This is a genomic window from Nesterenkonia sp. PF2B19 (assembly GCF_001758425.2).
Classification (GTDB): Bacteria; Actinomycetota; Actinomycetes; order Actinomycetales; family Micrococcaceae; genus Nesterenkonia; species Nesterenkonia aethiopica.
Genome location: NZ_MDSS02000003.1, coordinates 59,996 through 85,958 on the forward strand (window position 1 = coordinate 59,996; position 25,963 = coordinate 85,958).

28 protein-coding genes and 2 pseudogenes are annotated in these 25,963 nt (G+C 70.3%); 15 read left to right on the plus strand and 15 right to left on the minus strand.

Annotated elements, in window-relative coordinates; all coding sequences use genetic code 11:
* Positions 1-23 precede the first annotated feature (23 nt).
* The 7 genes and pseudogenes from BCY76_RS01475 (at position 24) to BCY76_RS01500 (ending at position 6,382) form a co-directional block, all read left to right on the plus strand.
* Positions 24-706: pseudogene (locus BCY76_RS01475) on the plus strand (histidine phosphatase family protein).
* 219 nt (positions 707-925) lie between these two features.
* Positions 926-1,576, plus strand: a complete 651-nt coding sequence (locus tag BCY76_RS01480) for a TlpA family protein disulfide reductase (protein ID WP_083277572.1) — start codon at positions 926-928, stop codon at positions 1,574-1,576.
* Positions 1,573-2,379, plus strand: coding sequence for a cytochrome c biogenesis CcdA family protein (locus tag BCY76_RS01485; protein ID WP_070160725.1), 807 nt, complete (start codon positions 1,573-1,575; stop codon positions 2,377-2,379). The genes BCY76_RS01480 and BCY76_RS01485 overlap by 4 nt, the downstream gene beginning before the upstream one ends.
* Positions 2,379-3,098: a cytochrome c biogenesis protein ResB gene (locus BCY76_RS19780; protein ID WP_272896801.1), complete on the plus strand. Its 720-nt coding sequence runs from the start codon at positions 2,379-2,381 to the stop codon at positions 3,096-3,098. Before BCY76_RS01485 ends, BCY76_RS19780 begins: the two co-directional genes overlap by 1 nt.
* 19 nt (positions 3,099-3,117) lie before the next feature.
* Positions 3,118-4,065 carry a cytochrome c biogenesis protein ResB gene (gene resB, locus BCY76_RS19785; protein ID WP_272896802.1) on the plus strand — a complete coding sequence of 316 codons (948 nt, stop codon included), beginning with the start codon at positions 3,118-3,120 and terminating at the stop codon, positions 4,063-4,065.
* Entirely contained in the window at positions 4,065-5,201 is a 1,137-nt protein-coding gene (gene ccsB / locus BCY76_RS01495) for a c-type cytochrome biogenesis protein CcsB (protein ID WP_070160727.1), read from the plus strand. The genes resB and ccsB overlap by 1 nt, the downstream gene beginning before the upstream one ends.
* 221 nt (positions 5,202-5,422) lie before the next feature.
* The gene (locus tag BCY76_RS01500; RefSeq protein ID WP_139827557.1) at positions 5,423-6,382 is read left to right on the plus strand and encodes an endonuclease domain-containing protein; all 960 of its coding nucleotides are present in this window, start codon (positions 5,423-5,425) and stop codon (positions 6,380-6,382) included.
* 103 nt (positions 6,383-6,485) lie between these two features.
* On the opposite strand, the gene BCY76_RS01505 is transcribed toward BCY76_RS01500, so the two are convergent.
* Complete coding sequence (locus BCY76_RS01505) at positions 6,486-6,863, minus strand: DUF4229 domain-containing protein (protein ID WP_070160731.1); 378 nt, start codon at positions 6,861-6,863, stop codon at positions 6,486-6,488.
* 122 nt (positions 6,864-6,985) lie between these two features.
* Between BCY76_RS01505 and BCY76_RS01510 the strand changes: the two genes are divergently transcribed.
* Positions 6,986-7,507 carry a PLD nuclease N-terminal domain-containing protein gene (locus BCY76_RS01510; protein WP_085437071.1) on the plus strand — a complete coding sequence of 174 codons (522 nt, stop codon included), beginning with the start codon at positions 6,986-6,988 and terminating at the stop codon, positions 7,505-7,507.
* A 31-nt stretch (positions 7,508-7,538) separates the two neighbouring features.
* Here BCY76_RS01510 and BCY76_RS01515 read toward each other — a convergent pair whose 3' ends face one another.
* The 11 genes and pseudogenes from BCY76_RS01515 to BCY76_RS01565 all read right to left on the minus strand — a co-directional run bounded on the left by BCY76_RS01515 (position 7,539) and on the right by BCY76_RS01565 (position 18,601).
* A complete protein-coding gene (locus tag BCY76_RS01515; protein ID WP_083277573.1) occupies positions 7,539-8,414 on the minus strand; it encodes a 1,4-dihydroxy-2-naphthoate polyprenyltransferase in 876 nt (291 codons plus the stop codon).
* A gap of 58 nt (positions 8,415-8,472) precedes the next feature.
* On the minus strand, positions 8,473-9,654 hold the full coding sequence (locus BCY76_RS01520; protein ID WP_070160734.1) for an AMP-binding protein: 1,182 nt from the start codon (positions 9,652-9,654) through the stop codon (positions 8,473-8,475).
* Positions 9,655-9,713: 59 nt separating this feature from the next.
* Positions 9,714-10,841, minus strand: a complete 1,128-nt coding sequence (locus tag BCY76_RS01525) for an aldo/keto reductase (RefSeq protein ID WP_083277574.1) — start codon at positions 10,839-10,841, stop codon at positions 9,714-9,716.
* 110 nt (positions 10,842-10,951) lie between these two features.
* Entirely contained in the window at positions 10,952-11,938 is a 987-nt protein-coding gene (locus BCY76_RS01530) for a 1,4-dihydroxy-2-naphthoyl-CoA synthase (RefSeq protein WP_237089904.1), read from the minus strand.
* A gap of 66 nt (positions 11,939-12,004) precedes the next feature.
* The gene (locus tag BCY76_RS01535; RefSeq protein WP_085437072.1) at positions 12,005-12,673 is read right to left on the minus strand and encodes a CoA transferase subunit B; all 669 of its coding nucleotides are present in this window, start codon (positions 12,671-12,673) and stop codon (positions 12,005-12,007) included.
* 7 nt (positions 12,674-12,680) lie between these two features.
* Positions 12,681-13,463 carry a CoA transferase subunit A gene (locus tag BCY76_RS01540; RefSeq protein ID WP_070160736.1) on the minus strand — a complete coding sequence of 261 codons (783 nt, stop codon included), beginning with the start codon at positions 13,461-13,463 and terminating at the stop codon, positions 12,681-12,683.
* A 118-nt stretch (positions 13,464-13,581) separates the two neighbouring features.
* Positions 13,582-14,378 (minus strand): annotated as a pseudogene (locus BCY76_RS01545) (3-hydroxybutyrate dehydrogenase).
* Positions 14,379-14,459: 81 nt separating this feature from the next.
* Positions 14,460-15,872, minus strand: coding sequence for a GntP family permease (locus tag BCY76_RS01550; protein ID WP_085437079.1), 1,413 nt, complete (start codon positions 15,870-15,872; stop codon positions 14,460-14,462).
* Positions 15,873-15,998: 126 nt separating this feature from the next.
* Complete coding sequence (locus tag BCY76_RS01555; protein ID WP_085437073.1) at positions 15,999-16,664, minus strand: PucR family transcriptional regulator; 666 nt, start codon at positions 16,662-16,664, stop codon at positions 15,999-16,001.
* 544 nt (positions 16,665-17,208) lie between these two features.
* On the minus strand, positions 17,209-17,742 hold the full coding sequence (locus BCY76_RS01560; RefSeq protein ID WP_070158852.1) for a GNAT family N-acetyltransferase: 534 nt from the start codon (positions 17,740-17,742) through the stop codon (positions 17,209-17,211).
* A 133-nt stretch (positions 17,743-17,875) separates the two neighbouring features.
* Complete coding sequence (locus BCY76_RS01565; protein ID WP_070158853.1) at positions 17,876-18,601, minus strand: glycoside hydrolase family 11 protein; 726 nt, start codon at positions 18,599-18,601, stop codon at positions 17,876-17,878.
* Between the two features lie 257 nt (positions 18,602-18,858).
* On the opposite strand from BCY76_RS01565, the gene BCY76_RS01570 reads away from it, so the two are divergent.
* Positions 18,859-19,677: a YwaF family protein gene (locus BCY76_RS01570; RefSeq protein ID WP_083277296.1), complete on the plus strand. Its 819-nt coding sequence runs from the start codon at positions 18,859-18,861 to the stop codon at positions 19,675-19,677.
* Here BCY76_RS01570 and BCY76_RS01575 read toward each other — a convergent pair.
* Positions 19,584-20,351, minus strand: a complete 768-nt coding sequence (locus BCY76_RS01575; protein ID WP_070158855.1) for a hypothetical protein — start codon at positions 20,349-20,351, stop codon at positions 19,584-19,586. The two genes, BCY76_RS01570 and BCY76_RS01575, sit on opposite strands and share 94 nt — an antisense overlap.
* Before the next feature lie 58 nt (positions 20,352-20,409).
* On the opposite strand from BCY76_RS01575, the gene BCY76_RS01580 reads away from it, so the two are divergent.
* Positions 20,410-21,402 (plus strand): DUF2332 domain-containing protein, encoded by a 993-nt coding sequence (locus tag BCY76_RS01580; protein WP_070158856.1) that lies wholly within the window; start codon positions 20,410-20,412, stop codon positions 21,400-21,402.
* Positions 21,399-21,587: a hypothetical protein gene (locus BCY76_RS01585; RefSeq protein WP_070158857.1), complete on the plus strand. Its 189-nt coding sequence runs from the start codon at positions 21,399-21,401 to the stop codon at positions 21,585-21,587. Before BCY76_RS01580 ends, BCY76_RS01585 begins: the two co-directional genes overlap by 4 nt.
* Here the strand turns inward: BCY76_RS01585 and BCY76_RS01590 are convergent.
* Entirely contained in the window at positions 21,568-21,939 is a 372-nt protein-coding gene (locus BCY76_RS01590) for a hypothetical protein (protein WP_070158858.1), read from the minus strand. The two genes, BCY76_RS01585 and BCY76_RS01590, sit on opposite strands and share 20 nt — an antisense overlap.
* Before the next feature lie 135 nt (positions 21,940-22,074).
* On the opposite strand from BCY76_RS01590, the gene BCY76_RS01595 reads away from it, so the two are divergent.
* From BCY76_RS01595 to BCY76_RS01610, 4 genes are read left to right on the plus strand one after another with little or no spacing between them, the layout of a single operon-like run.
* Complete coding sequence (locus BCY76_RS01595) at positions 22,075-22,704, plus strand: DUF4956 domain-containing protein (protein WP_085437074.1); 630 nt, start codon at positions 22,075-22,077, stop codon at positions 22,702-22,704.
* Complete coding sequence (locus tag BCY76_RS01600; RefSeq protein WP_237089905.1) at positions 22,701-23,576, plus strand: polyphosphate polymerase domain-containing protein; 876 nt, start codon at positions 22,701-22,703, stop codon at positions 23,574-23,576. The genes BCY76_RS01595 and BCY76_RS01600 overlap by 4 nt, the downstream gene beginning before the upstream one ends.
* 9 nt (positions 23,577-23,585) lie before the next feature.
* Positions 23,586-24,314 carry a response regulator transcription factor gene (locus tag BCY76_RS01605; RefSeq protein WP_070158859.1) on the plus strand — a complete coding sequence of 243 codons (729 nt, stop codon included), beginning with the start codon at positions 23,586-23,588 and terminating at the stop codon, positions 24,312-24,314.
* The gene (locus BCY76_RS01610) at positions 24,307-25,794 is read left to right on the plus strand and encodes a sensor histidine kinase (protein ID WP_139827558.1); all 1,488 of its coding nucleotides are present in this window, start codon (positions 24,307-24,309) and stop codon (positions 25,792-25,794) included. Before BCY76_RS01605 ends, BCY76_RS01610 begins: the two co-directional genes overlap by 8 nt.
* Here BCY76_RS01610 and BCY76_RS01615 read toward each other — a convergent pair.
* Positions 25,736-25,927 carry a hypothetical protein gene (locus BCY76_RS01615; RefSeq protein ID WP_139827559.1) on the minus strand — a complete coding sequence of 64 codons (192 nt, stop codon included), beginning with the start codon at positions 25,925-25,927 and terminating at the stop codon, positions 25,736-25,738. The genes BCY76_RS01610 and BCY76_RS01615 overlap by 59 nt on opposite strands.
* Between the last annotated feature and the right edge of the window lie 36 nt (positions 25,928-25,963).

Genomic DNA, 25,963 nt, shown 5'->3' on the forward strand with positions numbered 1-25,963 from the left:
GTGACTCTGCGACACTGGTGCCCATGGCATCCAGCACCACCGCGCAGACCACGGCCACCGTCCACCTCGTCCGTCACGGGGAGGTCCACAATCCTGAGAAGGTCCTCTACGGCCGCCTGCCGGGGTTCGGGCTCTCCGAGCTCGGCCATCGCATGGCCGCCGGCATCGCGGACCATTTCGCCGCGCGGGCGGAGGCCGGGCATCCGGTCCACCTGCTCGCGGCCTCGCCGCTGCAGCGCGCGCAGGAGACCGTCGCCCCGCTGGCCGAACGGCTGGACATGCCGGTGCTCACCGAGGAGCGGGTCCTGGAGGCCGAGAACGCCTTCGAAGGACTCTCCCGCGTCAAGCAGCAGCTGCGCAGTCCCCGCTGGTGGCCCCTGCTGGTCAACCCCCTGCGCCCCTCCTGGGGCGAGCCGTACGCCCAGCAGGTCAGCAGGATGCTCGCCGCGGCCAAGGACCTCTCCGAGCTGGCCGTCGCCGAGCATGGCGACGGCGCTGAGGTCGTCGTGATCTCCCACCAGCTGCCCATCTGGGTCACCCGTCTGTGGCTGAGGATCGCCCGCTGTGGCACGATCCGCGACGCCGCGAATGCTCCCTGACCTCCATCACCGGCCTGCACATCGGTCCCGACGGGGTGGAGTCGGTCAGCTACGCGGAGCCCAACAAGGAGCTCCTCAAGGACGCCATCGCCCTGCCCGGCGCCTGATCAGGCGGACGCCCAGGTTCGGCTGATACCTTTCCCGACGGCGCCGGACCGTTCCCGGCGTCGGCCCGCAGGGTCGGTGCGGGTGGCGTGGTCATATGACGACGCCGCCAGCGACCAGGATTACTACACGCTGTAGAATTATGCCGACGTCCGCGTCAGCGCCCCTGCGCGCCGCCGAACAAGCGACACCACCACGCGTCACCCCGTAAGGACCGCCCCATGAGTTCACCTGACTCCGCCGCGCATCAGCCGGACCGTCTCCGGCCGGTGATGGGACGCCGTGCCCTGATCGGTGCCTCCGGGCTGATGGCGGGGCTGCTCGCGCTGACCGCCTGCAGCTCCGAGAACGACCGGCTCGCCGAGCAGGCCGCCAACGACGGCAGCAACTACGTGGCCGGCGACGGATCCGTCCAGGAGTTCGCCCCCGAGGAACGCGGCGAACCCGTGCACTTCGAGTCCACCCTCTTCGACGGCTCCACGGTGGAGCCCTCCCGCTGGGAAGGTGAGGTGGCCGTCATCAACTTCTGGTACGCCGCCTGCGCACCCTGCCGCGTGGAGGCCCCCGACCTCGCCGAGATCCACGAGGAGTTCGCCGACGACGGCGTCCAGTTCTACGGCGTCAACACCCGCGACACCCAGCCCACCGCGGAGGCCTTCGAGCGACGCTTCGGCATCGGCTACCCGTCCATGGAGGACCGGGACGGGCAGGTCATGCTGGCCATGACCGACTATGTCCCGCCGTCGGCGGTGCCCACCACCCTCGTGCTGGACCGCGAGGGTCGGGTCTCCGCACGCATCCTCGGCATCGCCGAGCCGGGCACCCTGCGCGCCCTGATCACCACCGCGCTGGAGGAGTCCGCGGAGGCATGATCGCCGACGTCGGGCACGCGACCCTCAGCGCGGCCAACCCTCTGGGTGCGGTCAACAACCGGTTCGCGGAGATCGTCTTCGACGGCTCTCTGCTGATCTCTGCCCCGGTGGCGCTGCTCGCCGGGCTGGTCTCCTTCCTCTCGCCCTGCGTGCTGCCCCTGGTGCCCGGCTATCTGGGCTACGTCACCGGGCTCTCCGGGGTGGACCTGGCCGCCCGGCGTCGATCCCGCATGGTGCTGGGCGCGACCCTGTTCGTGCTCGGCTTCTCCGTGATCTTCGTGCTCATCGGCGTCCTGTTCACCCAGGCCACCGTGTGGCTGCGGGTGGAGGGAGGCTGGCTGACCCAGCTGCTCGGCGCCGTCGTCGTGCTCATGGGCCTGATCTTCATGGGCGCGTTCAGCATCTTCCAGCGGGAGCGGAAGATCGAGCGCCGCCCGCCCGACGGTCTGCTCGGCGCCCCGCTGCTGGGCGCGACCTTCGGCATCGGCTGGGCTCCCTGCATCGGTCCCACCTTGGCCGCGGTGCTCGCCCTCTCCACCCCGGTGGGCGGGGACCCCGCCCGCGGTGCCCTGCTGATGCTGGTCTACTCCCTCGGCCTGGGCATCCCCTTCATCCTCATCAGCTTCGGCATTCAACGGGGCATGAAGGCGGTGTCCTTCTTCCGGAAGCACCGGGTGGCCGTCATGCGCATCGGCGGCGGTGTGCTGATCGTCGTCGGGCTGCTGATGCTCTCCGGCGTGTGGAACATGTGGGTCTACGCGCTCCAGGACTGGTTCGCCAATGAGGTGAGGATGCCGATCTGATGACTCAGCCCCCTCAGCCGTCCGCACACCGGGACAACGCCCGGGAGGACGCACTCCACGAGGCCACCGGGGACGCGCCCCGCCAGGAGGTCGCCCCGCCGGCCCTGGGGCTCACCGGCATGCTGCGCTGGGCCTGGACCCAGCTGACCAGCATGCGCACCGCGCTGATGCTGCTGCTCCTGCTCGCGGTGGCGGCCGTGCCCGGCTCGCTCTTCCCGCAGCGGGTCCAGGACGCCTTCGCCGTGCAGACCTGGATCGACGACAACCCCACTGTGGGTCCGATCCTGGACACGTTCCAGGTCTTCGACGTCTACTCGTCGGTCTGGTTCTCGTCCATCTACCTGCTGCTGTTCATCTCCCTGATCGGCTGCATCATTCCGCGGGCCCGCAAGCACATCCAGCAGATGCGCTCGGCCCCGCCGCGCACCCCCGCCCGGTTGGAGCGGCTGCCGGAGTACGGAGCCCTGGAGCTCGACGACGGCGGCCCCACCCCGGAGCGGGCCCTGGAGGACGCCGCGGACGTGCTGCGGAAGCGCCGCTACCGCGTAGACGTGCGGGAGGCCGGTGAGGACTCCCGCGGGCGTCCTCGGCGGGCGTCGATCGGCGCGGAGAAGGGGTACCTGAAGGAGATCGGGAACCTCCTGTTCCACGTGGCGCTGGTGGGTGTGCTGATCTGTGTGGCGCTGGGTCGATGCTCAGCTACCGCGGGCAGAAGGTGATCATCGAGGACGAAGCTTCGTGAACTCGCTGGTGGCCTACGACAACTTCTACCCGGGCACGTGGTTCGACGAGTCTCGGCTGCACCCGTTCTCCATCCGCTTGGACAGCTTCGAACGGGTCTTCGACCGCGACTCCGCCACTCACTACGGCCAGGCCCTGGACTTCACCGCCGACGTCACCACCCAGGAGGGTGCCGACGGCGAGCCGCAGTCCGATGAGCTGAAGGTCAACCACCCGCTGACCCTGGGCGGGGCCCGGGTGTTCCTGGTGGGCAACGGCTACGCCCCGGTGGTGACCATCCGCGACGGCGAGGGGGAGGTGGCCTTCTCCGGCCCGGTGATCTCCCGTCCGGACGACCAGGTCTACACCTCCATGGCCGTCATCAAGGCACCGGACGCCCAGCCCGAGCAGCTCGGCTTCGTCGGGCTCTTCCTGCCGACCGCCCATGAGGCGGAGGACGGCGGACCCGCGATCTCGGTGGACCCCGAGCTGTACAACCCGCAGCTGCAGCTCAACTCCTACTACGGGGACCTCGGCCTGGATGAGGGCATCCCACAGAACGTCTACGTCCTGGACACCGACAGCCTCGAGGTGCTGAACTCCCGGGAGGTCGACGCCGGTGGCATCGTCCTCGACCCGGGGGAGACGCAGGAGCTCCCCGAGGGGATGGGGTCCATCACCTTCGAGGAGGTCCAGGACTACATCGCGATCGACATCCACTACAATCCCGCCCAGGGCGGGGTGCTCGTCTTCGCGCTGATCGCGCTGGGCGGACTCATCCTGTCCCTGTTCCTGCGCCGCCGTCGCGCCTGGGTGACCGTGGAGACCACGGAGGCCGGACGCACTCTGGTGCGCTACGGCCTGCTGTCCCGGGGCGAGGACTTCCGCCTGCGGGATGAGAACATCGCCCTGCGCGACCAGCTGGAGAGCCGGTGGCCGGTGCGGGCGCCTGAGAAGGAGGACTGATGAATCCGGTCAATGAGGAGCTGGCGCAGTACAGCGACCTGTTCATGCTCATCGCGGCCCTGATCTACACCGCCGCGTTCATCGTCTTCGCGGTGGACATGGTCCGCAGCTCGGCGACCATCCGCCGCCTGGAGGCCGAACTCGCTGAGGAGGCGCAGGAGGAGCTGGCCCGCGCGCGGAAGGGCGCGCTGGTGTCGGCCTCCGGAGTGCGGGACGAGGCTGGGGGCGAGACCGGGGGCGAGACCGGGGGCGAGGCCGAGGGCGATGGTGCCTCCGAGGGCGATGGTGCCTCCGAGGGCACGGCGCCGGCCGCCGCGGCCGAGGACCTCGTCGACGACGACATGGCCTACGTGGGCACCCGTCGTCCGTTCGCGAACGTCGCGGTGGCGCTGACCATCCTCGCCGCCGCCTCACACGCCTTCGCCGTCATCGCGCGCGGGGTGGCCGCCGGGCGGGCCCCTTGGGCGAACATGTACGAGTTCCTCACCACCGGGGCCCTGATCGTCTCGGTGGTGTTCCTTCTGGCGCTGGTCCGTCGGGACCTCCGATTCCTCGGCACCTTCGCCATCGGCCTGGTGGTGGTCATGATGACCGCGGCCACGATCGGATTCCCGACGCCGGTGGGCAACGTGCAGCCCGCCCTGCAGTCGCCCTGGCTGGCCGTCCACGTGACCCTCGCGGTGACGGCCATGGGTCTGTTCACCCTGACGTTCGCGATGAACATCCTGCAGCTGGTCCAGCACCGGCGCGAGCTGAAGGTGGCCGCCGGGGACCTGCGCGGCACGGGCGGCTGGCAGTTCATGCGGATGGTGCCGTCGTCGACGTCGCTGGAGAACTGGGCGTACCGGATGAACGCCGTCGGATTCGTGCTCTGGACCCTCGGCCCGCTGATCACCGGTGCCATCTGGGCAGAGGAGGCGTGGGGCCGCTATTGGGGCTGGGACGTCAAGGAGGTCTGGAGCTTCGTGATCTGGGTGGTCTACGCGGGCTACCTGCACGCCCGTGCCACCCGCGGCTGGTCCGGGAACCGGGCCGCGTGGCTGTCGATCATCGGCTTCGCCTGCATCATCTTCAACTACTCAGTGGTCAACGTGTACTTCCCGGGTCTGCACTCCTACGCCGGCCTGCCGGAGTGAGGCTCCGCTGCAGCTGACCCCCACTGCCTCGAGTGGCCACGAATCCCGGCATCTTCCTGATGACACGCCGCGACACGGGCTGAGATGCCGGGATTCGTGGCCAGTGGTTCCAGGAGGGCACTCCTCCACAGCCCGACGCCGTCTGGCTCCGACACGCGCATCCCTCCCCAAGTGACCCGGTGCCGCAGCGGACTCGTCCGCCGTCCCGCTGGGATGGGCGCATGGAGTTCCCTCAGCACGACCGCCGCCGGAGGATTCCCCGGCCCGCGCCTGCCGGTGCCCACCGCATGCATGAGCTGCTGGACCTGGGGTGGGAGGAGGCGGATGTCCGCCGGTCCCTCGACTACAGCACCCTGCAACGGGTGGACCACGGGATCTATGGCGCCCTGACGACGGAGGTGGAGGCACGATCCCTCACCCTGCTGCAGGCGCTCACGGCCTCAGGCGACCAGGTGGCTAGCCACACCACCGCCGCCGCACTGCTCGGCGTCCCGGGGTTCCGACTGGTCCCGCCGCTGCACATCACCAGCCCCGTTGCCGGCGGGCGGATCCGGCGCGGGCAGGTGCGGGCGCACCGTTCTGACGTCCCTGAAGAGGACATCACCGTGCTGGGCGGGGTCCGGCTCACCCGGCCCGGCCGGACCTGGGTGGACCTGGCGCTCGGACGCACCCTGACCGACGCGGTCATCCTGGCTGACCGGATGCTGCGTCCGCCGCGGCACGAGTTCGGCGAGCACGGGGACGCGGTGATGCGGTGCGAGGAGATGCGCGCCGCCGTCGAGCGACGGCGGGGGAGTCGGGGCATCCGGAGGGTGCGCCTGGCCGCCGACCTGGCTCGGGTGGGGGCCGACTCGCCGCAGGAGACGCGGCTGCGGCTCGCCATGTGGAGGGATGGGCTGCCCGAGCCTCGGGTGAATCCCCAGATCCTGGATGAGGCGGGGCGTGTGGTGCTCGAGCCGGACCTGGCGATCGACGAGTATCGGATCGCGATCGAGTACGACGGCGTCGAGGTGCACTCCGAGCCGGGCCAGGTGCTCCGAGACGTCCGGCGCGCGGATCGGGCCGAGGCGATGGGATGGTGGGAGTTGAGGATCACCAAGGACCACAGCCGGGAGCAGTGGCGGCCGGGTCTGCTCAAGATCCGCCGTGCTCTGCGAGCGCGTGGATGGGTGGACAGCTGAGCTCCGTGCATCCACTGGTCACGAACCCCGGGTTCTCAGGCCGTGTCGCGGCGCGTCATCGGGGAGATGCCGGGATTCGTGGCCACTGGATATGAGGCGGGGATCAGCGAGGTGTGTCTCCCTGGCGAGTCCCTGGGTCTCCGTCCTGGTCAGTCCCCGAGTCTCCGTCCTGCTCAGCCTCGCCCGGCGAGGAGTCCCGGCGCCGTTCGTCCTGCTGCCGGTGGAAGTCCTCGGCCAGCGCGTCCTCGGCGTCGTTGTCCTGCTGTTCTCCGGCGCCCAGTCGCCGGGCGCCCCCGAATCGGCGGGCCAGTGCCTCGCCGGCCTCGACGCGGAGGCTGTTGAAGAACAGGTAGCCGACCGCCCAGGACCCCAGCAGTCCCACGATGAGCGCGAAGATCATGCCCAGGTCCAGCAGCAGGCATGCGGCGAAGAGGATGAAGAAGGTCGCCAGGCGGATCAGGGAGTACTTGAGAACGGCCATCACTCGATTCTACGTCCTGTAGAGGTGGCAGTGCCGGCCCGGTGTCGGCGCGGTGTCCGCCCGGAGCTGACCAGGAGGTCTCGGCGTGATCCCGCGGCGCCCTATGAACTACCCTGGAAGATATGTTGAAGGTGATCATCCCGCTGGGAATTGTGGGTGCCGGGCTGATGATCTACAGCCTGATCGAATGCATCCAGACCCCGCGCCACCGCGTGCGGGTGCTCGGCAAGAGTGCCTGGCTCGCGGTGATCGTGCTGGTGCCGATCATCGGCGCCGGGCTGTGGCTGGCGTTCGGCCGCGGCCGGGTGGCGGCTCCCGGAGCCGCGCCCAAGCGCCCGTCCGCCCCCGATGATGACCCCAACTTCCTGCGGAACCTGGAGATCCAGCGCATGCAGAAGCAGCGCGAGGAGGAGCTCCGTCGCAAGGAGGCCGAGCTCGAGGCCCGGCAGAAGGGTCAGACCCCGCAGAAGAAGCCCGACGACGGCGCCGCGACGGACACACCGTCCGACGGTTCCGGCGCCCCTGGCGCGGACAAGGACGGCGACGGCAGCCGCAACGGCAACGGCCGTCCGCCTCGGCGCCCCGAGGACTCGGCCGGCGACGCCGCCGAAGACACCGACGTCGACGACCCGCGCAGTACCTGATCAGCCAGTACCGGATCAGCACAGCACCTGATCAGCCCAGCAGCATCGCCGCGGCCATCGTGGCCGCGAACGCCAGGCTCACCTGGCCCGTCAGCTGCAGCACCGTGATCAGTGCACGCCCGGTGTGCCGGCGCGAGAGCATGATCCGCACGGGGCCGGCGCACAGCGGCCACACCAACAGCACCAGCAGGAACCACAGGTTCTGCGCCACCAGCGCCAGCGGCAGCAGCACCGCCACCCCGATCATCAGCACGTAGCTGATCCGCGCCTTCCGCTCCCCGAGCCGCACTGCCAGCGTCATCTTCCCGGACTCGCGGTCCGTGGGGATGTCCCGCACGTTGTTGGCCATCAGCAGCCCCGAGGCGATCAGCCCGGCGCCCACCGCACCCACCCAGGCGGCGGGGCTCAGCTGGGCGGCCATGACCCAGGTGGTCCCCAGGGTGGCGACCAGCCCGAAGAAGATGAACACCATCACCTCACCGAGCCCCAGGTACCCATAGGGGCGCGAGCCGCCGGTGTACCACCAGGCGGCCAGCACGCACACCGCGCCGACGGCGAGGAACCACCACATCCCTGACAGGGCCACGATCACTACACCGGAGGCACCGGCGATGCCGAAGGAGATGAACGCGGCGGCCTTCACCGCACCCGGGGACGCAGCCCCCGAGGCGGTCAGCCGCATGGGCCCCACCCGGGAGTCATCGGTGCCGCGCACACCGTCGGAGTAGTCGTTGGCGTAGTTGACGCCCACCTGCAGGGTCAGCGCCACGATCATCGCCAGCGCGCCGATCAACAGGTCGAAGGAGCCCAGCCCGGCGGCCGCGGCGGTGCCGATCACCACCGGGGCCACCGCCATCGGGAGCGTGCGGGGGCGGGAACCTGCGATCCATTCTGCGGTGGTGGCCACGGGACTCCTTCGATGGGGGACGGATGGGGGTGGGTCGGGTGCGCGTCCGGTCAGCAGGTCAGCCGGAGAACATCTGGAGCAATTCTCGCCGATCCGGCTTCCCGGATGTCAGCAGGGGCAGGGCGGCCAGCACGTGCAGGTCCTTCGGCACGGCCGCGGGGCCCAGCGTCTCCCGCACCGCCTCCCGCAGGTCGCCCAGGGTGTCGTCGGTGCGGGTGACGGCGGAGAGCACGACGGCGGCGCAGACTCGCTGCCCCCAGTCCGGGTCCGGGGCGGCGCCGACGAACGCGTCGCGCACTCCGGGATGGTCCAGCAGCACCGCGCGCACCCGCTCCGCGGAGACCTTGACCCCGCCGGTGTTGATGACGTCGTCGGCGCGGCCGGAGATGCTCAGCTCAGGCGTGGCGCCTGGGGTCTCGGCAGGCGTCAGCTCCCCGAGATCGTCGGTGAGGTAGCGGCGGTGCCCCATGAGCGGCTCCACGTCGAAATGCTCGGTGGTGAGCTCCGGGTCGTCAAGATAGCCCAGGGCGACCATGGGACCGGCCAGTCGGACCCGGCCGGCGTCGTCGGTGTCCACGGTGACGCCGGGAAGGGGATGGCCGTCATAGACGCACCCCCCGCAGGTCTCGCTCATGCCATAGGTGCGGACCACATGCAGGCCGGCCTGATCGGCTCGGCGCAGCAGCGGCGCCGGGGAGGCGCCGCCTCCGAGCAGGATCGTGTCCATGCTCCGCAGCGCGGACAGCGTCCGGGGATCTCCGGCCTCCAGGAGCCTGCCCAGCTGGGTGGGCACCAGGGAGACGAAGCGAGGCTCAGCGGTCAGCTGCTCGGCGGCGCCCGCGAACGCCGCGGGATCGGTGGTCCCTGTCAGCAGCGGCACCGGGACGGTGCCGGCCACCAGGCTGCGGGAGAGCACGGCCAGGCCCGCCACATAGCTGGGCTGCAGGGTCAGCAGCCAGTGCCCGTGTCCGCCGAGTGCCGCCGCCGTCGCGTCGGCGGAAGCCTGCAGCGCGGCGGCGGAGAGCAGGGTCTGCTTCGCCGTCCCGGTGGAGCCGGAGGTGCGCACGACGACGGCGGGGGCCTCACCGTCGCGGCCATGGTCCGTCGCGTCGGGGCGGTGCACCCAGCGGGGGGCGTCGTCGTCGGCCGGAAGGAATTCGATCGGGGGCGTCGCGCCACGGAGGGCGGCGTCGAGCGCCTCCAGGGCGGGCTCGATCCAGGAGTGACCGGTGCGGCTCATCGGGCGGTGGATGGGTCGGGGGTCGCTGTGACGACTGTGGGCATGATCCGCTGACCCGCTCAGCCTCGGGCCCCGAACTGTTCCGCCACCTGCTCGCCGATGGTGCCGATGATGTCCCGATCGGCCGCGCCCAGTCGTTCTCCGGCCATATCCGCCTGGTGCCAGTGCGGGTACATGATCTCCGGCCGGCCGACGCGGTCGATCGTGGTCCGGTCCTCCTCGGTGAGCTCGAGCGCGGCATAGCCCAGCAGGTCCTCCAGCTGGTCGAGGTTCCGGGCCGCGACGGCGGTGTTGTGCACTCCGGGACGGGTCAGCGTCCACGCCAGCGCCACCTGCGGGATGGTGGCGCCGTGCCTGCCCGCCACCTCCTTCAGGGCGTCGACGACGTCGTAGAGGCGGTCCCAGTCCGGCACGCGCATCTCCTGACCGGTGCCGTCCTTGAGGCGGGCAGGGCCGTCGGGCTGCTGTCCCCGGCGCCACTTTCCGGTGAGCAGGCCCATGTTCAGCGGACTCCACGGCTGAGTGGAGATCCCCGCGTCCAGGGCGGCGGGGATCTGTTCGTACTCCGCGGTGCGGGTGTAGGCGGAGTAGAGGATCTGCTGGGCGACCGGCTTGACGAAGCCGTGGGCCTCGCAGACTCGCAGGGCCTTCTGCAGCTGCCAGCCCATGTAGTTGGAGACCCCGTAGTAGCGGATCTTGCCCGACCGGACCAGAGTGTCCATGGTCTCCAGCGTCTCTTCCAGCGGAGTCTGGCCGTCCCACTGGTGCAGGTAGAACAGGTCGATGTGGTCCCGGTCCAGCCGGGCCAGGGAACGGTCGACCTCTCGCAGCAGGTGCCAGCGAGAGGCGCCGCCGTCATTGGGACCGTCACCGATGACCATGCGGGCCTTGGTGGTGATCAGGAAGTCCTCGGCATGGTCGAGCTTCTTCAGCGCCGCGGCGACGACCTCCTCGGCCACTCCGCGGCCGTAGAGGTTGGCGGTGTCGATCAGGTTGATCCCGGCCTCGTGCGCGCGGGACAGCATCTCTGCGGCACGGTCGGCGTCGAGGTCGCCCATGTGCGTGAGCTCCTCACCACGGCCGAAGGTCAGCGTGCCGAGGGCGATGGGGGAGACCCGGAGGCCGCAGGTGGGGGAGAGCTGGCGGTAGAACGGCGTGGAACCAGTGGGGGCGTCTGGGGTGCTCACAGTGTGTCCTCCTTAGACGGGACGGCTGACGTTGCCTCCGGACGCGTGGTCGCTAAACGTCGCGTCAGTGCGCTCAGAGCGACCATATCTCCGGAGTCAACGTCAGGGTCTCAGAAGTAGTACGGGTAGCTGGACCAGTCCGGGTCCCGCTTCTGCAGGAACGCGTCTCGGCCTTCGACCGCCTCGTCGGTCATGTACCCCATGCGGGTCGCCTCCCCGGCGAAGACCTGCTGACCGGCCATGCCGTCGTCCACCGCGTTGAAGGCGAACTTCAGCATCCGCACCGCCTGCGGGGACTGGGCGGCGATGTCGGCGCACCATTCGAGCGCCACCTGCTCCAGCTGCTCATGGTCCACCGCCTCGTTGACGGCCCCGGCGGCGACCATGTCGTCGGCCGAGTGCTCACGGGCCAGGAAGAAGATCTCTCGGGCCTTCTTCTGGCCCACCTGACGGGCCAGCAGGGCGGAGCCGTAGCCGGCGTCGAAGGAGCCCACCGTGGCATCGGTCTGCTTGAACCTCCCGTGCTGCTTCGACGCGAGGGTGAGGTCGGCGACCACGTGCAGAGAGTGCCCGCCGCCGGCGGCCCAGCCGTTGACCACGGCGATGACGACCTTCGGCATGGTGCGGATCAGCCGCTGCACCTCCAGGATGTGCAGCCGGCCGGCCTGGGCGGGGTCCACCGTCTCGGCGGTCTCGCCCGAGGCGTAGCGGTAGCCGTCCCGACCGCGGATGCGCTGGTCCCCACCGGAGCAGAAGCTGTGCCCGCCGTCCTTCGGGGAGGGGCCGTTTCCGGTGAGGATCACCGCGCCGACGTCGGGCGTCATGCGCGCATGGTCCAGGGTGCGGTAGAGCTCGTCCACCGTGCCGGGGCGGAACGCGTTGCGGACCTCCGGCCGGTCGAAGGCGATGCGCACCGCGGGCAGATCACGCAGGATCCGCCCGTCCGCGTCCCGCTCCACGCGCCGGTGGTAGGTGATGTCGGTCAGCTCGAAGCCCTCCACCGGGCGCCACTGCCAGGGGTCGAAGACGTCGGAGACCTTCTCGGGAAGCTGCGGTGCGTCAGCGAGGGGTGCGTCAGAGTTCAGTGCGTCGGTCACGCCCAGAGTCTACCGACAGGCGGGAGGCCCGCGCGGCGCCGATCAGTCCAGCTCGCGGCGCAGCTCTCAGTGCAGCTCCACACCGGTGGCCTCGCGCACCTGCTCCTCGCTCACCCCCGGTGCGGTCTCCACCAGCTGCAGGCGCGGCTCGGCCTCGGTGCCGACGACGTCGATCACCGCCAGGTCCGTGATGATCCGGTCCACCACGCCCTTGCCGGTCAGCGGCAGGGTGCAGGCGGGCAGGATCTTCGGGGAGCCGTCCTTGGCCACGTGGTCCATCAGGCAGATGACCCGCTCGGCCCCGTGCACCAGATCCATGGCGCCGCCCATTCCCTTGACCATCTTGCCCGGCACCATCCAGTTGGCGAGGTCACCGTTGGCGGCCACCTGCATCCCGCCCAGCACGGCGACGTCGATCTTGCCGCCGCGGATCATCCCGAAGCTGGTGGAGGAGTCGAAGAACGCCGCGCCCGGCAGGACGGTGACGGTCTCCTTGCCGGCGTTGATCAGATCGGGGTCCACCGCATCCTCGGTGGGGTAGGGGCCCACCCCGAGGATCCCGTTCTCCGACTGCAGCACCACGGTGCGCTCGGCGGGGATGTGGTTCGGGATCAGGGTGGGCATGCCGATGCCCAGGTTCACGTAGGAGCCGTCGGGCAGCTCGTCGGCGGCGCGCGCGGCCATCTGGTCACGGGTCCAGCCCGCGCGGGTCTCGGTGCTGAAGTCGCTGCTCATGGCAGGGTCACTCCTTCTCGTCGCTGCGGACGGTGCGCTTCTCGATGGGCTTCTCGATCTCCGTGCCGACCTCCACGACGCGGTGCACGAAGACCCCGGGGAGGTGGACGGTGTCGGGGTCGATCTCGCCCGGCTCCACCAGCTCCTCCACCTGGGCGATGCAGATGCGGCCGGCCATGGCCGCGTCCGGGCTGAACTGGCGGGCCGCCTTGTTGAACACCAGGTTGCCGTGCCGGTCGCCCTTCGCGGCGTGCACCAGGGAGAAGTCGGTGACGATCGACTCCTCCAGCACGAACTCCAGCTCGCGTCCGTCATGGACGGTGAAGGGACGCACCTCCTTCGGGGGAGATTCCTGTGCGACTCCGCCGGCGCCGTCGTACTTCATCGGGATGCCGCCCTCGGCCACCTGGGTGCCGACGCCGGAGCGGGTGTAGAACGCCGGGATCCCGGCACCGCCGGCGCGCATCTTCTCCGCCAGGGTCCCCTGCGGGACCAGCTCCAGCTCCAGCTCGCCCTCCAGGTACTGGCGGGCGAATTCCTTGTTCTCGCCCACGTACGAGGACGTCATCTTCGCGATGCGCCCGGCGGACAGGAGGATGCCCAGTCCCCAGTCGTCCACGCCGCAGTTGTTGGAGGCCACCGAGAGCCCGGAGGCCCCCTGCTCCAGCAGCGCCTCGATGAGCTGGATGGGGTTGCCGGAGAGGCCGAAGCCGCCGACGGCGAGCGAGGCGCCGTCGGGGATGTCGGCGACGGCCTCGGCGGCGGTCGCCACGGACTTGTCGATGGTCATGGGTCCTCCTCGGGGACTCGGTGGCTCTGGATCGGTGCAGGTCTGTGTGGGTCTGTGTGGGTCGTGGTGGTCGGTGCGGATCTCTGGTGGGGAGGCCGGCGTCGGTGGGAGCGGCCCGTCAGCTCGCGGTCCACCCTCCGTCGATGGCGTAGGACGTGCCGGTCACCATGCCGGCGGCGTCGGAGGCCAGCCAGGTGGCCAGGGAGGCGACCTCCTCGGGCTCAACCAGTCGCTTCACCGCGGACTCGGTGAGCATGATGCGCTCCACCACCTCGTCCTCACCGATGCCGTGGAGGCGGGCCTGGTCGGCGATCTGCTTCTCCACCAGCGGGGTGCGCACATAGGCCGGGTTGAGACAGTTGGAGGTCACGCCGTGGTCGGCGCCCTCCAGGGCTGTGACCTTGGACAGGCCCTCCAGCGCGTGCTTGGCGGCCACATAGGCGGATTTGTAGGCGCTGGCGCGCAGCCCATGGACCGAGGAGATGTTGAGGATCCGGCCGAAGCCGCGCTGGTACATCCCGGGAAGCGCGGCGCGGATGAGCAGGAACGGGGACTCCACCATGAGGCGGTGCATGAAGCGCCAGGCCTCGGGGTCGAACTCATGCAGCGGGGACACCCGCTGGACGCCGGCGTTGTTGACCAGGATGTCGGCGTCAGGCACGCCGGTCTCCTCACTCAGCTCCTCCAGCGCGGAGGTCTCGGCCAGGTCCACGGTCCATGCCCGGCCGCCCACCTCGGAGGCCAGGGCCGTGGCGGCGTGCCGTCGCGGTCGCAGACCGTGACCTCCGCGCCGGCGGCGGCGAAGGCCCGCACGCAGGCCGCCCCGATGCCGGAGGCCCCGCCGGTGACGACGGCGCGTCGACCGGCCAGCGCGTCGGCAGGGATCGGCGGGGTCCGGGTGGGCTGGGGGTCCATGGATCTCCTCCTGGGGAACGGGGGTGAGGTTGGGGCGATCAGCTGTCGGGGCGGGCAGGTCTCGGGACTGGCAGGTGCGGATCAGAAGCCGCCGACGGCAGAGACCAGGGCGATCAGCGCGGCCACGACCAGCACCGGGATGACAAGCGTCACCATACCGATGTCCTTGTACGACTGGCGATGGGTGAGCCCGCACACGATCAGCAGGGTGACCACCGCGCCGGAGTGCGGCAGGGTGTCGAGTCCGCCGGCGGCCATGGCCGTCAGACGGTGCATCATCTCCAGGCTCATCCCCTCCGCCTCAGCCATGGCGCGCAGGTCCCCGCCGAGGGCGTTGAGCGCGATCGTCATGCCGCCCGAGGAAGAGCCGGTGAGACCGGCGGTGATGGAGGTGGTGACCACCGAGGTCACCAGCGCGTTGGCGCCCATGCCGAACACCGAGTCGCGGACCACGGCGAAGGCGGCCACGGAGGCGACGACGGCCCCGTAGCCCACCTCGGAGGCGGTGGAGAAGATCGGCAGCATGGAGCGCTTGACGCCGTCGCTGAACCCGACCTTCAGAGTGCTCCACTGGCCGAAGTTCATGGCCACGATCAGCAGCACCGCGGCCACGATGGCGACCAGCACGGCCCACAGGCCGGCCCGGGAGTCGTAGGCGATGGACCCGAAGGTCTCCTCCTGCAGGTAGGACCAGTCCAGGGCGGGGAAGATGACCAGGGTGCAGGCGAAGTTCACGGCGAAGACCATCAGCAGCGGCAGGAACGGCACGATCCGGTTCGGCGGGGCCAGGGTGATGGTGACCTGCGAGCCGTCGTCGGCGGAGCCTCCGATGACCTTCTTGGACTCCGGGGACTCGAAATGCTCGCCCTTGGTGATGAGGCTGCGACGCCGGTGCTCCAGCCACAGCAGGCCGAGGCCGAAGATCAGCACACCGCCGAGGATGCCGACGCCGGGGCCTGCATAGGCTCCGGTGTCGAAGAACTGCCCGGGGATGATGTTCTGCACCTGCGGGGAGCCCGGCAGGGCCGTCATGGTGAAGGTGAAGATGCCCAGCGCGATGGTGCCCGGGATGAGCCGACGGGGGATGTCCGCCACACGGAACAGCTCGCGGGCCAGCGGGTACATCACGAAGGCGACCACGAACAGGCTGATGCCGCCGTAGGTCATCAGGGCGGAGGTGATCACCGTGGCGGCGATGGCGCTGCGGCTGCCGATCCAGCCGGTCACCGTGCGGGCGATGGACTCCGCGTATCCGGTGACGGTCATCAGGATCCCGAAGATGGCCCCGACCAGGAAGATCGGGAACCAGCTGCCCACGAACCCGGCCATCGCGGGCATGAACACCTCGGTGTAGGAGGCCAGGATCGGGGCCCCGGAGAACACCAGGCAGACGACGGCGGAGATGGGGGCGGCCAGGATGACCGGCACGCCCCGGTAGGCGAGCGTGATCAGCAGCAGCAGGGACACGATGATGCCGATGATGCCCAGGATCATGAGGTCTCCTCTTCGGAGGTGGTGGTCGGGCGACGGGATCTCGTCGCCGTGGACCAGCATGCTCCGCGGACTGTGATCTGGGCTACATCGACATGTTCAACGCTGGGGTGCGGATCTTGTGTCCAGCTACGAAGCACCGCCACGAGGTGGGCCGGACCGTCGGGACGCCAGCGCCCATGAGATCTCGATCAGGGTGTCCAGGTCGCCCAGATCTGCCCCGGCGATCTCGCCGAAGCGCTGGAGCCGGTAGCGCAGCGTGTTGACGTGCACGGGGATGCTGCGGGCTGCCAGGGGGATGCTCAGCCGGTGGGTCAGGTACGCCTCCAGGGCCTCGAGCACATGCTCGCCGAAGCTGCCGGTGTCCTCCAGCGGCGCCAGGTAGCGCTCCCTCAGCAGAGCGGTGACCTCCGGAGAGGCGTGCACCCCGGCCCGCCAGGACAGGCTCTCCAGATCCACCAGCCCGGTGCGGCCCACCGCCCCGGCGGCGCGCAGGGCCGCAGAGGCGGATTCGAAGGATCGTGGCAGCTCGTCCAGCGCGACGGCGGGGCCCAGCGCCGCGGTGAGCCGGGCCGGGTGGATTCCGGGAGTGGGTTCTCCGATGACGATCCCCACCAGCGAGGAGGCGCGGACTGCGGTCAGGATCCTCACTCCGGCCCGCTCTGCCCAGTCGTCGAGGGCGCGCTGGCGGTCGACGTCGGCCTCCGGGTGGGAGTCGGCGGCCAGGGCGCGCAGCGGCGCGGAGGTGGGGACGTCGTAGAGGGCCGCGCCCCGGGCCAGCTCCGCGGGCTCCATCCACGGTGGCGTCGGCGTCGCCGATCCATGCCGCCCGGCGTGTGGAGTCGGCCAGAGCTCGGGCGAGGTCCTTGTCCTGGTAGACGAGCACCGCCCGGGAGGAGAAGGCGTCTCCCAATGCCCAGAGGATGGTGGAGGAGGCCAGCACCTGGTCGGCGGGAATGCGGTGGGCCGGGGCGTGCTCCAGCAGCCGGTGCAGGATCACGGACATGCACACTCGGAAGCCCGCCAGCACGCTGCCCACGGGCACGCCTTGGGCATAGCGCTCCGAGGCCAGCGCGTCGGCCTCGATGACGTCCTGCGGGGAGGGCTCGAACCCGGCACGCACTGTCCGGATGCTCAGGGCGATGTTGCGCCGCACGGAGGACTCCAGGGCGGAGTCGGGGACGTCGTCGTAGCCCGGTACGGTGGCGCGGATGTCACGGATCGTCTGCTCCAGGATCGTGTCGTCCTGCTCCAGGGCGGTGAGGAGCCGCTCCCAGTGCTCATCCGCTGTCATGGGTGTCACGATACCGCCGCCGTCGCGGGGTGCAGAGGACCAGTCTCAGACGCCGAACGGTGCGGGGTACCGGATCGTCCCCGTCGGCAGTGGGCAACCGGTGAGGCTGAGTGCCATCAGAGCCTCGTCAGGGACGTCGAAGCCGACCCTGATCCCGTGGGAGGAGGCTCGTTCGAAGCCGAACCGGGGGTAGTACTCAGGGTGGCCCAGCACGACGACGGCGTCCTCGCCCAAGTCCCGGGCGGCGTCGAGGCCGGCGCGGGTGGCGGCCGATCCCGCTCCGGTGCGTTGGTGAACCGGGACGACCGAGCAGGGAGCCAGGGCCAGGGCCGGCATCTCACCGATGTGGCAGCGGGTCAGCAAGGCGTGGCCCACCGGCTCACCCTCCGGTGTCAGCGCCAGCATGGAGAGCCCGGGGATCCAGGCAGGGTCCTGCCGGAGAGCGTCCACCAGATCTGCCTCGGCGCTGGTCTCGAAGGCGGCGCGCGTGATGCGGCGCACGGCGGCCGCATCGGCGGGATCCGTCGGCGATTCGGGGCGTGTGCGCCACCCGGACGCTCGGGCCGCGTGACTGGTCATGCGGCTCACGATACCGCCGCCGTCGTGGGTTCCGGCCGTTCTGCACCCCGAAATCACGTCTGCCTCACCAGATATGGCGGTGCGATCGTGATTCCGGGGTGCAGAGTCTCGGCCTGGGGTCAGGGCCTGCGCATCACGGGGCGGTGTGGACCGTCACGGACGAGCTGCCGGAGGACTGGTAGCCCTCGGTGGCCATGACCTGGTAGTCGTGGCTGCCCAGCGGCATGCCGGCCTGCTCCCACGCGTGGAAGTGGTTCGCCGTGGTGATCGACCCGCTGGTGCGCGTGTCATGCCGGACGCTCCAGTACTGCTGGAACGTCTGGGTGCCGTCGATCGACGGCTCCTCGACCCGAGTGGTCTCGTAGATGTCGTAGTAGCTGCCGTCCGACCAGAAGGTGCCCTTGTAGTCACCGGTGGGACGGTAGGTGCCGTAGTCCTCGATGATGTAGTACTCCACGAGCGGGCCACGGGTCCAGCCGTAGAGGGCCAGGTAGCCGTTGCCCGACGGGTTGAACGTCGCGGAGTAGTCCACGGTCCGGGACGTACCGGTGGACCAGCCCTTTCCGACGACGAAGTTCCCGGTGTCGCCCCACTGCGTGGAGTAGCTGCCGCCCGGTTCCAGGTTCATGGTGATGGTCCCGGGGGCGTCGGTCCAGAACGTGTAGAAGTAGCCGTCGTGGTATCCCTGGGTGTCCTCGTAGACGGGCTGGGCCGAGGCTGGGGTGGCCAGAACGGCCCCGCACAGCATGGCCAGCGCAGCAGCGACGGCGACGGCGCGGCGGTGCAGAAGTCGGCGGATGCGGCCGGTGGACGGGGGTCGTGTCGCCGTCCGGGCGGGCGGCGTCTGAGCGGTGGTCATGGGAATGTCATCACCTTTCGTAGGAATGTTCATGTTCCGGCGAGGAAGGTGATCAGGCTTCCGTGGCCGGTTCGGAGCTGTGTACCGGGTTGCGGCACCGAGGGTGCGGCGGGAGATCGGCGGGTGAGCTCATTTTGTTCTCCCGATGAACGAAAATGTAGTGCACGTCACATCTCCTGGCAAGTGTTCACCTCTCTCGGGGTGAGTCTTCGTGACGGACTGTGGGGCCGAGACCGCTTCACACGTACAGTGGAGATGTGAGCCCTGTGATCGCCGCCGCCGCACCTGAGGTCTTCGGCGGGCGCCATCTGGCTCTGCTGGGACTGGCGGCCGTGCTGGGCGTGGTGGTCGTCTGGGGCGCCCGACGGCTGCGAGGCCATCCGGCTGAGCACCGTGTGACCTGCCTGGCGGGCTGGCTGCTGCTGGCGGCGTCGTTGGCCTGGATGGGCTGGTGGATGCTCCCGGAGAACTGGGACATCGGGCGCTCACTGCCGCTGCATTACTCGGACGTGCTGCGCATCATCGCGGCCGTCGCGCTGATCCGGCGCTCCCGCTGGGCGGTGGCCATCACCTGGTACTGGGGCCTGACGCTCAACACCCAGGCGCTGCTGACCCCGCATCCCAGTCAGCTGCGGTTCTCACCGGTGGAGTTTCCCTTCTACTGGGGGCTGCACATCGCGGTGCTGCTGGTGGCGCTCGTCGTCGTCTGGGGACTGGGCCACCGGCCGGGATGGCGAGACTTCCGCCTCGCCTACGCGGCCGTGCTGGGGTGGGCGGCGATCGTCATGGTCCTCAACTCCTGGCTGGGCACCAACTACGGCTTCCTCAACGAGCTTCCCCCAGGCGACTCGATCCTGGATCTGCTGGGCCCGTGGCCGATCTACATCCTCTGGGAGATCGTGCTCGTTGCTGCGGTATGGGCGCTGATGACGCTGCCCTGGACACGACCGCGGCCCGGAACACTGACCACGCGGACGGCCCGTCAGCGCAGCGCGGGCGGCAGCGGACGGGGCCGGTACCGCGCCACGAAGAAGCCGCGCCAGAGCCGGGGCACCGAACCCGGAGCCCCGGACTGATACGGCGACGACGGCGCGTCCCCCTCGCGCTGCCGGAGCACCACCGCGCTGTGAGCCGGGGCGCCCGGATCGTAGGGGTGGTTGGGGTCGTAGAGCAGCAGTTCCAGCTCGCCCGCCGGGGAGCGCCGGTACCCGTGGCAAACCGCCTGGTGGTTGCGACCCAGCGCCGAGGGGCGCAGCGAGTGGACGCTCACCAGCCCGAGGACCACGGGGACGCCGTCGTCGAGCGAGGCCAGGGCGCGCCGAACCTCCCTCCGGGTGAGCCCGATCAGCCACCCGGTGGGCATCGCGCTCCACGTCAGGTACCGAAGTCCGTTCAGGGCGCCGTGCCAGCCGCTGAGCATGCTGTGGCGTTGGCGGGCCCGAATGTGATCGGCCAGCGGATGCCCGTCCGGCGGGACGCCCGGAGACGTCCCGTCTGCGGTGCGGAAGTCCTCAGACGTCGACGGCGGCACCTTCGCCTCGGCGTGGAGGTGGTCCAGCGCGGAGAACGCCATCCCGCCGCATCGCCCGCGTCCGGTCCAGGTGACCTTCCGGCCCACCACCGGGGGCAGTCGGCCGGAGAAGAGCACGTCCACGAAGCGGTTCGGGAACCGGAAGGCATGGCGCCGGGGATCGAAACCGGTGCGGCGGCCGAGGTCCGCCGAGGCGGGGGACTCCGGGATGCGCTCCATGGGTTCACCGTACCGGAGGGTCCTTCCGCGGATGCTGAGCTGGCCGTAGGGTGTGGGTATGCGGGAGATCACACACGACGGCGACCTGGACCACCTGCGCGAGTTCTACCGGCATTTCGGGCACGTCGAGGCGGCCCCGGTGTCGGTGCTCTACGAGGACTGGGCCCTGGGGGTCGCTGAGGACACCGAGGTGCTCGACCGCCTGCTGGCCCTGCCTCCGGAGAAGCGCCAGCCGAACCTGCTCTTCGCCGCCGCGCGGCTGCACGGCACTCCGCTCAAGGCCTGGGCGGACGCCCGCCCGCAGATCCTCGCCCACTGGGAGGACATCACCACTACGATGCGGGAACGGCGCACCCAGACCAATGAGCCCGGGCGCAGCGCGGTGCTGAACCTCGCCCTGTCCCGGATCGAGGGCCCGGTCGCCCTCATCGAAGTGGGAGCCTCCGCCGGCCTGCTGCTCTACCCCGACTGCTGGGAGATCCGCTACGGCACGGCTGCGGGCCCCGTCACCCTGGAACCGACAGGCCCGGTGCGCGCCGAGGTGGAGCTGGACTGCGGGCTGGAAGGCATCGAGCCGCCGTCATCGCTGCCGGAGATCGCCTGGCGCGCCGGCGTGGACCTGAACCCGCTGGACCTTCGCCGGGAGGAGGACCGGGAGTGGCTGGAGCATCTGGTGTGGCCGGGCATGGAGTATCGGCTGGACCGCATCCACGCCGGCGCCCAGCTGGTGGCCGCCCAGCCGCCGTCGATCGTGCGCGGGGACCTGAACGGGATGCTGCCCCAGCTGCTGGACCAGGTGCCCTACGGGGTCACCCCGGTGGTGTTCCATTCGGCGGTGCTCGCCTACCTGCCGCTGGAGGACCGCGAGTCCTTCGCGCGCCAGGTGCGGGCCTCCCACGCCCGGTGGATCTCCAACGAGGGCTCCCGGGTGCTGCCCGAGATCACCGAGAAGCTGCCGCAGGGTGGCGACACCCCGGACTTCGTGCTGGCCCTCGACGGCGAGCCGATCGCCCGCACCGGCCCCCACGGGCAGTACGCCCAGGCACTGTGACTCTCAGGGACCGCGCTCGGCTGGCGGAGGCGCAGCGGCTGCTGGACGGGCTCGGACTTGACGACATCTCCGGCGTCGAGGGCTGGGCGCTGGCCGGGACGCTGCCCATCGGCGTCGACATCGAGGACTCCGATCTGGATGTGGCCCTTCTGGACGACGACGTCGTCAGCGCGTGGTGCCGCTGAAGCCGTCGGAATCGCCAGAGTCGCCGGGGTGGCCAGAGTCGCCGTGGTCGGGTTCGTCGCTGTCCGGTTCGTCGGTGGACTGCTGCTCGAGGCTCTCGAGCCGGGCCTCCAGCATGTCCAGGCGCCACCGGTCCTCGGCGGTGAGGTTCTCCTCGGCCCGGGTCGGGATGTGCGGCTCCTCCAGCTCCGGAGCGGCAGGACGCCTCTCCAGCTCGGAGAGGCGCCTCTTGAGCTGCTCGAGCTCCTCACGGTCGCCCGGTGCCCCGATCCCGCGCTCTGTCCGCGCCGTGACCACGGCGACGATCCCGCCGACGATGATGGCGGTGAGGACGATCCAGGCGAACCACGGCATGGCCTCACGGTAGCAGGGGGTCAGGCGAGCGCCCTACGAATTCTTGACCGAGACATCGCCGATTCATAGGGCGTTCATAAGATCGTGCCCTTCCATGGGGACTCGACACGTCATCGAGAACCCCAGGAGAACCCCATGGAACACCTCTGGATGGTCATGGTCGACGCCGCAGCGATCCTGCTGCTGACCTTCGGCCTGTACTTCCGCCGTCACCACCGCCGGGACCTGGTCACCGCGTTCGTGGTGGTCAACATCGGCGTCTTCGCCGTCGCCGCGGTGCTGTCCTCCCTGGAGATCGGCATCGGGGTGGGCCTCGGCCTCTTCGGCGTGCTGTCCATCATCCGGCTGCGCTCCTCCGAGATCTCCCAGCATGAGGTGGCCTATTACTTCGCCTCGCTGGCCATCGGCCTGATCGCCGGCTTCGACGGGATCGACCCCGCCCTAGGCGTCGCCCTGATCGCCCTGATCCTGCTGGCCGTGGCCCTGGTGGACTCCCGGAAGGTGCTGGGCCGGTCCCGTCAGCAGACCCTGCGCCTCGACGGCGCGGACCTCGACCTGGACACGGTGCGCGCCCGGCTCGAGCCCCTCATCGGCGCGCCGGTGCGCTCCGTGAGCATCACCCGAGTGGACCTCGTGGACGACACCATGACGGTCAACGTGCGGTGGTCCGATGCGCGCCCCCAGGACCTCCGCACCGAGGCGGACCTGGCGGGTCCGTCCGCGGCAGAGCATCCTGTGGCCGAGGGGCTGGAGCGTCGGGCATGAGCCTGCCCCACGCGACCCCGCCCGGGCGCATGGTCGAGTCCCTCGCGGCCGGATTCGCCCCCATCACGCTGGACCAGCTCAACGCGCAGGCTGCGCTGCAGACCCGCGTGGACCGCAAATACGTGGTCCATGGTCCCCAGGTGGAGGCGCTGCTGCGTCACCTCCAGGAGGACCCAGCCCGGGTCCTGGAGATCTCCGGGGCACGGGCCATGCGGTACCGGTCCCTGTACTTCGACACCCCGGACCGGGTCTCCTACCTGCAGTCCACGCTGCGCCGGCGGCGTCGCTTCAAGCTGCGCACCCGCCAGTATGTGGACACCGGCCAGGCCTACCTGGAGATCAAACGCTCAGGGTCCCGCGGGGAGACGGTCAAGGAACGCACCAGCCACCCCTATGTCCAGCTGGACCGCTTCCGCGGGACCGCCGACGACGACGTCGCCGCCGCCCTGTCCTCCACCGGAGTGGACCCGGCGCGGATCGAGGAGCTGGTGCCGTCGCTGGGCACCGCCTACCGGCGCACCACGGTGCTGCTTCCTGCCGCGGAGCCGGGGGAGCCGCCGTCGCGGATGACGATCGACACCGACCTCCAGTGGACCCGGCATGTCAGCACCGCCGAGGCCGGCTCCACACCCGCACGCAGCGAGTCCCTGACCACCCCGGGCCTCGCCGTCGTCGAGACGAAGTCGGCCTCGGGCGCGGGCCAGGCGGACCGGATCCTGTGGCAGCTGGGCGTGCGGCCGACCCGGCTGTCCAAGTACTGCACCGGCCTGGCGGCGCTGTGCCCGGAGCTTCCGGCGACCCCCTGGAAGCGCACGCTGCGCCGGCACTTCGCCTCGGGGATCCACCATGGTGAGAGCCTGCCCAGCCGGTAGGGTGCTCCCATGGGGAGTCAGGAGCATACGTTGACCCGCCTGGACGGCAGTCCGATCCGGGCGCTGGTGGTGGACGACGACCCGATGCTCAGCGAAGTCCTGGCCATGGCGCTCAGTGCCGAGGGCTGGGAGCCTCACCGGGTGGGCAACGGCCAGGCCGCACTGGCCGCGGTGCGGGAGCTCCGCCCCGACGTCGTCGTGCTGGACGTGATGATGCCCGGCATCGACGGCTTCGAGGTGGTCCGCCGGTTGCGGGCCTCCGGAGAGGATGTGCCGGTGCTGTTCCTCACCGCCAAGGACGACGTCGCCGATCGGATCGCCGGACTGACCTCCGGCGGGGACGACTACGTGACCAAGCCCTTCTCCGTGGAGGAAGTGGTGGTGCGGCTGCGCGGCATGGTGCGCCGGCACGTGCGGCATGTGGCGGAGGAGTCCTCGGTGCTGGTGGTCGGAGACCTCGTCCTGGACGAGGACACCTATGAGGTCACCCGGGCCGGGGCGCCGGTGGAGCTCACCGCCACCGAGTTCTCCCTGCTGCGGTACCTGATGGAGAACCAGCGCAAGGTGCTGTCCAAGGCTCAGATCCTGGACGCGGTGTGGCAGTACGACGTCGGGGGCCGCTCCTCGGTGGTGGAGCTCTACATCTCCTACCTGCGGCGCAAGATCGACGCGCTCGGCCCGCCGATGATCCACACGCTGCGCGGGGTCGGCTATTCGATCAGGGCCGCCGATGAGTGAGCGGACCCTGGCCCGGCTGAGTCGCTGGCCGTTGCGCCGCCAGCTGGTGGCCGGGATCGTGATGCTGCTGGTGGTGGCTACCGTCGTGATCGGGGTGGTGACGGTGGCGGTGCAGCGGCACACCGTGCTGGACCGGGTGGACGACCAGCTCGAGACCGTGCTGGAGGCGCAACGCTCCGCTGTGGAGGACGAGGCCCAGGAGATCCCCCGGATGCGGGCCCGCTCCGTGGTGGTCATCGAGGCCGACGGCGTCGAAGAGGTCGCCGAACTCACCGATGAGTCCGGGGTGGTGTCGCCGCTCTCGGACGCGGAACGGCATCAGCTGCTCGACGGTGCGGGCCGGGAGCCCTACGCCGAGACGGTCCAGCTGAGCGATCACGGCTCCTACCGGGTCACCTCGGCCGCCCTCGACGGCGGCGGACAGGTGGTGGTGGGGCAGTCCCTGTCCGAGGTGGACCAGACCATCCGGGACATGACCCTGTCCTTCACCGTGGTGGGGCTGCTGGGGGTCACCCTGGCGGCCCTGGGCGGGCGCTGGATCATCCGGCTGGGGCTGCGCCCGCTGGAACGGCTGGCCCGCACGGCCTCCCAGGTGTCGCAGACCCCGCTGGCCGAGGGCACCGTCTCCATGCCCAGCCGGGTGCAGGACCAGGACACCTCACCGGGCACCGAGGTGGGGCAGGTGGGTGCGGCGCTGAACCGGATGCTGGACCATGTGGAAGACGCCATCGGCCGGCGGCAGAGCAGCGAGGACCAGCTGCGCCGGTTCATCGCCGACGCCGGCCACGAGCTGCGCACCCCGCTGGCGGCGATCAGCGCCCACGCCCAGCTGATGGAGCGCCGCCGGACGGAGATGCCGGAGGAGCTGGGGCATTCCTCCCAGCGGATCCGCTCCGAATCGCAGCGGATGGGGCTGCTGGTGGAGGACCTGCTGCTGCTGGCCCGCCTGGACTCCGGGGTGCCGCTGGCCGAGGAACCCGTGGAACTGGCCCGCATCCTGGTGGACGTCTCCGCGGACGCCCAGCTGACCGCCCCGGGGCATCAGTGGCACATCGACCTGCCCGAGGGCGCTGCGGATCTGACGGTCCGCGGGGACGCCGCCCGGCTGCACCAGGTGGTGTCCAACCTGGTCAACAATGCGAAGGACCACACCCCGGAGGGCACCTCGGTGATCCTGCGCCTGCGTGCGGACCGTGCAGATGCCGTGGAGGTGACCGTCGAGGACGACGGCCCCGGCATCCCGGAGGAGCTGCAGCCCCGCATCTTCGACCGGTTCGTGCGCGGCGACGGCGCTCGCAGCCGCGGCGATGCCGAGGCCGGTCAGGGCAACACCGGCCTGGGGATGGCGATCTGCGCGGCGATCGTCCACGCCCACCGGGGGACTATCCGCTGTGAGTCCCGGCCGGGCCGCACCCGGTTCGTCATTCGGCTGCCTGCGGCTCCTCACTCGGCGGGTCCGGCAGCTTCTGCGCGAGGATGATGATCTCGGGGGAGTCCTCGGCGAGTTCCTCCCGGTCCCAGTCTCCCCAGACCTCGGCGACCACGAAACCGGCCTGCCCCAGGGACTCCACCAGCGTGGCCAGGCTCCGGTAGCGCAGGGTCTCGTGGACCACCAGGTGTCGTCCGTCGGGCAGCACCGTGTGGCCGCG